Annotated in this window: 8 protein-coding genes; 4 read left to right on the top strand and 4 right to left on the bottom strand. The window is 66.1% G+C overall.

Features of this window, described 5'->3' with window-relative positions:
• Positions 1 to 167: 167 nt before the first annotated feature.
• The 3 genes from ACFE72_RS23720 to ACFE72_RS23730 form a co-directional block, all read right to left on the bottom strand.
• Positions 168 to 2,060, bottom strand: a complete 1,893-nt coding sequence (locus tag ACFE72_RS23720; RefSeq protein ID WP_375415575.1) for a hypothetical protein — start codon at positions 2,058 to 2,060, stop codon at positions 168 to 170.
• A gap of 290 nt (positions 2,061 to 2,350) precedes the next feature.
• The gene (locus ACFE72_RS23725; RefSeq protein ID WP_375415576.1) at positions 2,351 to 3,316 is read right to left on the bottom strand and encodes a 2-hydroxyacid dehydrogenase; all 966 of its coding nucleotides are present in this window, start codon (positions 3,314 to 3,316) and stop codon (positions 2,351 to 2,353) included.
• Positions 3,317 to 3,480: 164 nt separating this feature from the next.
• The gene (locus ACFE72_RS23730; RefSeq protein ID WP_375415577.1) at positions 3,481 to 4,527 is read right to left on the bottom strand and encodes a YbhN family protein; all 1,047 of its coding nucleotides are present in this window, start codon (positions 4,525 to 4,527) and stop codon (positions 3,481 to 3,483) included.
• A gap of 231 nt (positions 4,528 to 4,758) precedes the next feature.
• On the opposite strand from ACFE72_RS23730, the gene ACFE72_RS23735 reads away from it, so the two are divergent.
• On the top strand, positions 4,759 to 5,265 hold the full coding sequence (locus ACFE72_RS23735) for a ferritin-like domain-containing protein (protein ID WP_375415578.1): 507 nt from the start codon (positions 4,759 to 4,761) through the stop codon (positions 5,263 to 5,265).
• Between the two features lie 216 nt (positions 5,266 to 5,481).
• Positions 5,482 to 6,132, top strand: a complete 651-nt coding sequence (locus ACFE72_RS23740; protein WP_375415579.1) for a hypothetical protein — start codon at positions 5,482 to 5,484, stop codon at positions 6,130 to 6,132.
• A gap of 23 nt (positions 6,133 to 6,155) precedes the next feature.
• On the opposite strand, the gene ACFE72_RS23745 is transcribed toward ACFE72_RS23740, so the two are convergent.
• Positions 6,156 to 6,590, bottom strand: coding sequence for a hypothetical protein (locus ACFE72_RS23745; RefSeq protein ID WP_375415580.1), 435 nt, complete (start codon positions 6,588 to 6,590; stop codon positions 6,156 to 6,158).
• Positions 6,591 to 6,687: 97 nt separating this feature from the next.
• Here ACFE72_RS23745 and ACFE72_RS23750 point away from each other — a divergent pair, with 97 nt between their 5' ends.
• Together ACFE72_RS23750 and ACFE72_RS23755 are read left to right on the top strand one after the other, a co-directional pair.
• Positions 6,688 to 7,278, top strand: a complete 591-nt coding sequence (locus ACFE72_RS23750; protein WP_375415581.1) for a hypothetical protein — start codon at positions 6,688 to 6,690, stop codon at positions 7,276 to 7,278.
• 78 nt (positions 7,279 to 7,356) lie between these two features.
• Positions 7,357 to 8,007 (top strand): urease accessory protein (locus ACFE72_RS23755; protein WP_375415582.1); only part of this gene is annotated, 651 nt, incomplete at its 3' end.

Here is an 8,007-nt window from a genome sequence, read left to right on the forward strand (position 1 = left end):
TGCGTCCGGGGAACGCGCCCCGTGGAGCGCGCAACACGCCGCACCACACGCTGCGACAACCGCGGGCTTGACCCGCGTATCCATCATTCTTCGAAAGCCTTTTGCAAAGAAGGATGGATTGTAGGGTCAAGCCCGGCAATGACGCTTTCTTTTACTGCCGCACACTTTTACTGCTCCCCGCCCGCCGCGGGCTCCAGCGGCCGGACCGTCACTTCCGGCTCCTCCGCATCGAGCCGCAGCACGGCCGCCGCCGCCGGCACGGCCGCGTCGGCCATGGCGGCGTGGCCTTCGGCGGTGGGATGCACGGCGCCGCCATATACCGCGGACAGCACGCCCCAGGTGGCGTCGTGGATGTCGGCGGGCTGATTGACCGAGGGCAGCGCCTGCGGATAGGTCATCGCGGCAAAATAACTGTCATTGGCGTCGCGGATCCAGCGCGCGCGCGGAAGGTAGGCGCGGTACTCGCCGGCGCTGCGGCCGCACAGCATGGGCTGCGACGCTGCCGAAACGATATCGGAATCGAAACTCTCGCCCTTCGCCGAAAAACATGCGCGGTCGAATTCCGGATCGGTTTCTGCGCGGGCGCAGAATCCGTGGGCAGCGAAAGCGGCCTGATGCGCATCGACAAAGGTCATGCGGTCGCGAGCCGGATCGCGGCAAAGCGTGCCGCCGCCGCAGGTTACGATCGCCTTCAACTGCGGCAGGAATTCGCTTTGCACATAATTGGACACGCTGGCGAGCCGCCGCGGCTCGGCATTGAACGAGGGGTGGATGTCAAAGCCGGCGCGGCCGCCGGGGCAGGGCGCGCCGTCGGCCAGCGTCGGATTGGCGTAAGATACATAGACGACGCGCGACAAATCGCCGACCAGCGGCCTCAAGGCCTCGCGCAGCTTGCCGAAATCCCGCGGCAGCTCGCGCGCCAGCGCGGCGCGGGAATCCTGCACCGAACCGATCACGCCGCTCTGGCGAAACAGCGCGCGTTCTGTGGCGCTGTCGACGATCACGTCGGCGACCAGGCCGGAGAAGTCGATGTCATTGGCGCCGACCGACAGCAGCACCAGGTCGAGGTTACGCGCGGGCTGGCGCTTTTTCGCGGCCGCGACGGCTTCGCGCAACTCCGCCAGTTGCGCGTTGACGGTGCCGGCGCAGGACGCGGCATTTTTCGCCGGCAGGCATTCGCGCGCGCGCTGCGGGCCGAACAGGCCGTCCGCGATGGTGGCGCCGGTGCAGGCCAGCGGCAGATAGGTCACGGCGATGTGCGGATATTGCACGGCGAGCGCCAGTGCGGCGCGGGTTTGGTAGCTGTAGAGCGAGCGGTGGCAGGCATTGTTGAACCACAGCGCGCTCTGGCGCTGCCAGTTCGTCAGGCTGTCCGGCGCCTCGCAGGCGCGGCCGCCCTTGTAGCCGGCGCGGCTCGGCCGGTAATATTGCGCAGCCGCGCTGCCGAGATAGGAGCGGAAGCAGAAGCCCTCGTCCGACAGCGCGATGGCGCGGTCCGGATTGCCTTCGCCCGATGCGATGGAGTCGCCCAAGCCGGCAATGAAAATGTCGCGCACCATGATGTCGGCCGACACCCGCCGCGGCGCTTCCGATCCTGCGGCGACGTCGACGCTGGCTAAAGTCGGCTTGCCATAGCGCGCGCGAAGATTGACCGGCTCGTTGCAATCGAACGTCTGCTGCCGCGGCGGCCCATCGCCGTCGTCGAACGCCCAGGCGCAGGTGGCGCCGACCGGAATCGCGCCGGTCAGCCGCACTGTGACCGGATGCTCCGAGGGCGTCAGGTAGCTTTCCCTGACGTTGTCGCGGGAACAGGGTTCGCTGACGCGCCCCGCCAGGTCGATGCAGAGCCGGTTGACCATGTTGCGCGCCCAGCCGCGGCCGTCGCCCTGCGGCTCCAGCTTCTGCTCGGAGGAGAGCACGCCGCCGCCGCGCATGCTCTCGAGGTGCAGCAGAAAGTCACGCTCCTCGCGAAACAGCCGGAAGCGGCTGCGCACCTCCCACGAGATCTGCAGCGAGCCATCGGTGACGCTCTGCGGCACCGGGGCGGGTGCGATCTGCATCGGCGCAGGCGCCGGTTGCGCGCGTACCCCTTGTCCCGGCAGCCCGGCGAGCGCAGCGAGCGCAGCGAGCACCAAACAGGGGATCGAACGCTTGCAATGATTTCGGACCATGGCGCGTTTGACGGCACAGATGGGGCGGAAATAAGAGGAACACCGTGTCTGCGGGAGGAAAGGGCGTTTTACGCGTCGTCATTGCGAGGCGCGTAGCGACGAAGCAGTGCAGTTCTTGCGTCGCGCCCTTCCGGATTGCTTTGCTCGACTCGCAATGACGCCCGGGACGACGGGGCATTTCAATAGCCCCGCCCGCGATCGACCGCATTCTGCAACGCCAGCCCCGCTTCGAACCGCTCGATCTGATCCGCCACGTATCGCGATATCGCGTCCGGATCGGTATCGGCGGCGTTGTGCGGGGTCACGATGACATTCGGGTGGGTCCAGAACGGGCTGTCCGGCGGCAATGGCTCGGTTTCGAACACGTCCAGCGTTGCGGCGCCCAGCGTGCCGTCGTTCAGGCACGCCAGCAGTTCCGCCTCGTTCTGCAAGCCGCCGCGTCCGGCGTTGATCAGCACCGGCGCGCCGAGCGGGCTCGTGCGGTCGAGCCTCGACAGCAGGCTTTTGTCGAGAACGTGCCGGGTTTCGGCGGTCAGCGGCAGCAGGCAGACCAGGATATGGGTCTGGCGCAGAAACGGCTCCAGTTGATCCTTGCCGTGGAAGCACGCTACGCCGGTAACGTTCTTTGCGGCCCTGCTCCAGCCTGAGACGCGAAAGCCCAGACCGTTCAGCGCCCGGGCCGCGTCGGTCCCGAGCTTGCCCAGCCCCATGATGCCGACCGAAATCGCGCTGGCCGGCCATTGCTGTTTCGGCGCCCAGCGTTTTTCGCGTTGCGAGGCGCGAAGATAGATTTCCTGGCGATGATGGGCGAGCACGTGCAGCACCACATATTCGGTCATCCGGCCGGTGAGGTCGTCGACCGCCACGCGAACCAGCGGCAGGTCCGGCAGGGACGCATCCGCCATCAGCGCATCGACGCCGGCGCCGAGATTGAAAATAACGCGCAGGTTCGCAAACGCCGCAAGCGCGCCCTGGACCGGCTTCCACACCGCGGCGTAGTGAATTTCGGCGGGATCGATCTCCGGGTCGGGCAGCAAGAATACCCGCCGGCCGGCGCACACGTCGTCGAACCGCCGCTTCCATCGCTGCGGCGACCAGTTGTCGGTGCCGCCGTGGATCAACAATGCCAGCGCGCCTTTGGTCATTTGATGTCATCTGTCATCGTCGTCTCCACAGCCGCGAAACCCGTTCTGCGTCGTAGGCGGGCTTGACGCGCCTATCCATCGTTCTTCGCAAGACTTTTCGAAGCGGATGGATTGCGGGTCAAGCCCGCAGGGACAAGCGGGGAGGGCCGGGCGCGAATGTCGCGCTACCCCTGCGCGCGCCGCTTCACCGCCTGCGGCACGGCCACTTCGGCTTCCGCGTTTCGTCCTTCCTGCCATGGCCGCACCACGTTGAGCCAGAGTTCGCGTGTGCCCATGATGGTGACGGCGAACATGAACGGGACCACGAAATACAGTACCCGATACAACAGCAGTGTCGCGACCAGTTGCTCGCGGCCGAACTGCGGCAGCGCCACCAGCATCGCGGCATCGAATACGCCGAGGCTGCCCGGCGCGTGGCTGGCGAAGCCTAGCAGGGTGGCGAGGATGAACACCACCGCCACCGAGATAAAATCGATGTCCGGATGCACCGGCATCAGGAAATAGATCGCCATCGCGCAAAATCCGAGATCGACCACGCCGATCGCGATCTGCAGCAGCGTCAGCGGCGCCGACGGCAGCACCACCTTCCAGCCGTGCTGGCCGAGCTGCCGCCGGTCCGTGCCGCTGGAGATCCAGACCAGATAGGCCGCGATCCCGGCGAGGCAGCCCAGGGCGATTCCGCGGTTGACCGACGGCGGCAGCAGGTCCATGGCGCTGGCCGCCCACGGATGCCAGGCCATGCCGAGCCCGAGCACGAACAGGTTGCCGAGCCAGAAGGTCAGCCCGGAGATGAAGCAGATTTTGGCGACATCGATGGCGTTCAGCCCGTAGTCCGAATAAATCCGAAACCGGATCGCGCCGCCGGTGAAGACCGTGGCGCCGATATTGTGCCCGATGGTGTAGCTGGTAAAACTCGACAGCGCCGCGATGCGGTAGGGCACATGCCGCTTGCCGATGGTGCGCAGCGCAAAGAAATCATACAGCGTCAGTGTACAGAACGCGCCGGTCACGCAGAGCGCGGCGAGCGCGATCTGCAGCAGCGGCTTTTCCGCCAGCGCAACTAGGATCACGCCGGCGTCGACGCCTTTCAGCGTGCGCATCAGCGTCGTGACCGCAAGGATGATGATAAGGAGGCTCGCGGCGATCCCGAGCCGTTTCCAGCCGATCCGTTCCATGAAGCCACGCCTGAGCGCGGTCAGCAGTCCCAGCATTCATCCTCCCGGCAGGGGGCAGCACGCATCAGGCGATCAACCGGATCGCCCCTCCAGCAAAGTCCTTAAGGCAAAAACGCGGCGCTGTGCAGTCCTGACATTGGGGAGGTGCGATGTTCCCTCGGAACAACATCTGGCGTGGCCGGTTAGCGTGTCATGCGCAACCTGGAAGCCGGCATGTTCCATTCAACCATGGAATGCCGTTCTGTTCCAAACCCTCAAGGAATTCTCATGGGCCTGTTTACCAAAGACATCAAAACGATGAATGACCTGTTCGTGCACCAGTTGCAGGATATTTATTACGCCGAAAACCAGTTGGTGAAGGCGCTGCCGAAGATGGCGGACAAGGCCACCGACAAGGAACTCAAGCAGGGGTTCCTGACCCATCTCGACGAAACCAAGGTGCATGTGCAGCGGCTGGAACAGGTGTTCAAGATGCACGGCGCCGAGGTCAAGGCGGTGACATGCCCCGCCATCGACGGCATCATCAAGGAAGCCGACGAAACCGCGGGCGAAGTCGAGGACAAGAAGGTGCTCGACGCCGCGCTGATCAATGCGGCTCAAGCTGCGGAGCATTACGAGATCGTGCGCTACGGCAGCCTGATCGCGTGGGCGAAGCAGCTCGGCCGTAACGATTGCGCGAGCGTGCTGCAGAAGACGCTGGATGAGGAAAAGGCGACCGACCACAAGTTGACCGCGCTGGCCGAAGGCAAGGTCAACCTGAAAGCGGCCAGCTGATCGACGTTTCGCCGTTGCGAAGCGACGAAGCAAGTCAGGTTTTTTTACTCGGGCTTCCTGCTTCCGGCAGTGACAGGTTCCAACACCAGACGCCGCACGGAACCGTGCGGCGTTTTTGCTGAGCCGGTGCCCTAACTTTCGGCGCGGGAAAATCATGCAAGCCGGAACATCTCTGCCAATTCGCGCGTTCGATGCAGGCAACAGGAGAATGCCGCCATGCCCTTTTCCATGCCTTCGTATTTCCTCGGTGTGGGAACCGTCGTCGGCGCGCTGACGCTCGGATTCGGTGGCGGAATCCTGCTCACCAAGACCGCCATCAAGGATACCCCAACCGGACAGAGCCGCATCGAGCGCGTCGCCCGCGGCGAGCCCGGTCCGGCGGCATCGCCAGTGACGGAAGCCAAGGCCGCGCCGGCGGCGCGTGTCGAATCGCCCCCCGTTCAACCGGCCGAACCGGTTCGGCAGATCCAAGACACCCAGGTTCAGGCCATGGCGGAGCCCAGACCCGCTGCAGAGGCAAAACCGGTCGTGGATGCGGCGCGGCAGCCCGAGCCTGCTGCGGAACCGGTGCGGCAGGCCGATAAGCAAATTCAGCCCGGCGGCGCCGAGCCGTCGATGTCGGCGCGCGAAGCCCGCGACGCCCAGCGCGAACAGCGGCGGGCGGAGCGCAGGATCGAGCGCGAGAAACGGGTTGCAGAACGCAGGTCGCGGACGGTGACATATGCAAGGATCAGGCAGCAGCCGGCCGAGGAGCCGCTCCATGCTGCAAGGCCCGAGCTTGCGTTCGAACGCGAAGAGCCGCGGCCGACTCTGTTCGAAGGCCTGTTCGGCCGCCCGGCGGGAGCGGCGTCGAACGACCAGGACTAAATTCGACCGCCGTCAACCCATATTCAGGCCTGGCTCAGCGCAAAATGCGCGCCGCAGAACGCCATGGCGGCGCCCAGGCCGAGCGCGGCGAGCCCTGCCAGCACGCCTGAGATGGTCGGTATCGGGCTTGGCGCGGCGACGGTCTGGCCGGCCCCTGCCAGCACCAGCACGCCGATTGCGATCAGGAGCTGCCGCATCCGTTGCGGAATTTGTCCGGACACCGCGCTCTGCATCAGGGACGCCGTGAAATAGCCGCCGACGAAAGCCACCGTCGCGATCAGCCACCATGCGACCGCCGCCCCCGCCGGCATGAACTCCCGGGTATCGGAGCGCCACAGCCCGCCGAGATCGAGGCCGTCGCGGGCTCCGAGCATGTGCACGGCAAGCGCCAACAGCACGCCGGATATCAATGCGGCCGCGAAGATGATGTAGCGGGGAAAGTAAGGGGTTTCGGCCATGGGGCTTTCGGACGCGGATGGTGCCGGACGCGACTTGTAAGATAGAGTCCCCCCGCCGTGCAAGCCGACGGCGCCGCATCTAACCCCGAGAATCGAAATGCAATCGCCGGACCGGCCGATGCAGGCGCCGCGCGCGAGCTACGCCTACAAGGCGTCGCTGGTCGGTTCGGCGCATCGCTTCGACCTGACCGATGAAGGCCTCGCATGGCAGGCCGGCGGCCGCTCCGGGCTATGGTCCTACGCCGACATCGCCGCGGTCCGGCTGTCGTACCGGCCGATATCGATGCAGTCGCGGCGGTTTCGCGCCGACATCGAACACTGCGGCGGCGGGCGCATCGCGGTGCTCTCCACCACCTGGCAGACGGTCACGCTGATGGCGCCGCAGGATCGCGATTTTCGCGCCTTCATCGTCGATCTGCACCGGCGGATGGCGGAAGCCGGGAGCACGGCGGTGCTATCGGGCGGAATAACGCGCGGCGCGTATGCGGCGGCGGCGGCGCTGCTGGTGCTGGTCGCGGTCGCGCTCGCCGCCCTGCTGGTGCGCGCGCTCGCCACCGGCGCATGGAGCGGTGCGCTGTTTCTGGCCGGCTTCGCCGCATTGTTCAGCTGGCAGATCGGCGGTTTTATCCGCCGCAACAGGCCGCGGCGATACGCATTCGGTGCGCTGCCCAAGGCGCTGCTGCCGTGACCTCGGCGCGGAGAAAGACTTCGGCTGCGGCGGATCATGCTGTAGAAGGCCGGTATCGGCAAAGTGAACGGAACGCGCATGTTCGCGATTTTGGGGCTGGGCTTTCTGCTGGGGATGCAGCACGCGCTGGAAGCCGATCACATCGCGGCGGTGTCGAGCATCGCCGCCCGCCGCACCGATGTGCGCGACATCGTCCGGCATGGCCTGACCTGGGGCCTGGGCCATACCCTGACGCTGTTCGTGTGTGCCGGCGCCGCAATCCTGCTCGGCCGTGCCATCCCCGAGCAACTGGCGCGTCCGCTGGAAACCGCGGTCGGCCTCATGCTGGTGGGCCTCGGCACCCATGTGCTGTGGCGGCTGTGGCGCGACCGCGTGCACTTCCATGCCCATAGCCATGACGACGGCACCCGGCACATCCATATCCACGGCCATTGCGATGAAACCATTCCGCATCAGGACAGCGCGCGTTCGCACCGCCACGGCTTCCGCTGGCGCACGCTGCTGGTCGGGTTGATGCACGGCATGGCCGGCTCCGCGGCACTGCTGGTGCTCGCCGTCGCGCAGGCCGGCAATCCCGCCGCCGGCATGGCCTATGTGCTGCTGTTCGGCATCGGCTCGATGCTCGGCATGGGCGCCTTGAGCCTCGTCATCGCCGTGCCGCTGGCGGCGTCGGCAAAGTGGCTGACCTCAGCCAATCGCGGGCTGCAGTGGGTGGTGGGCGTGGTGACG

It is taken from the genome of uncultured Bradyrhizobium sp., from assembly GCF_964252615.1.
GTDB lineage: Bacteria > Pseudomonadota > Alphaproteobacteria > Rhizobiales > Xanthobacteraceae > Bradyrhizobium.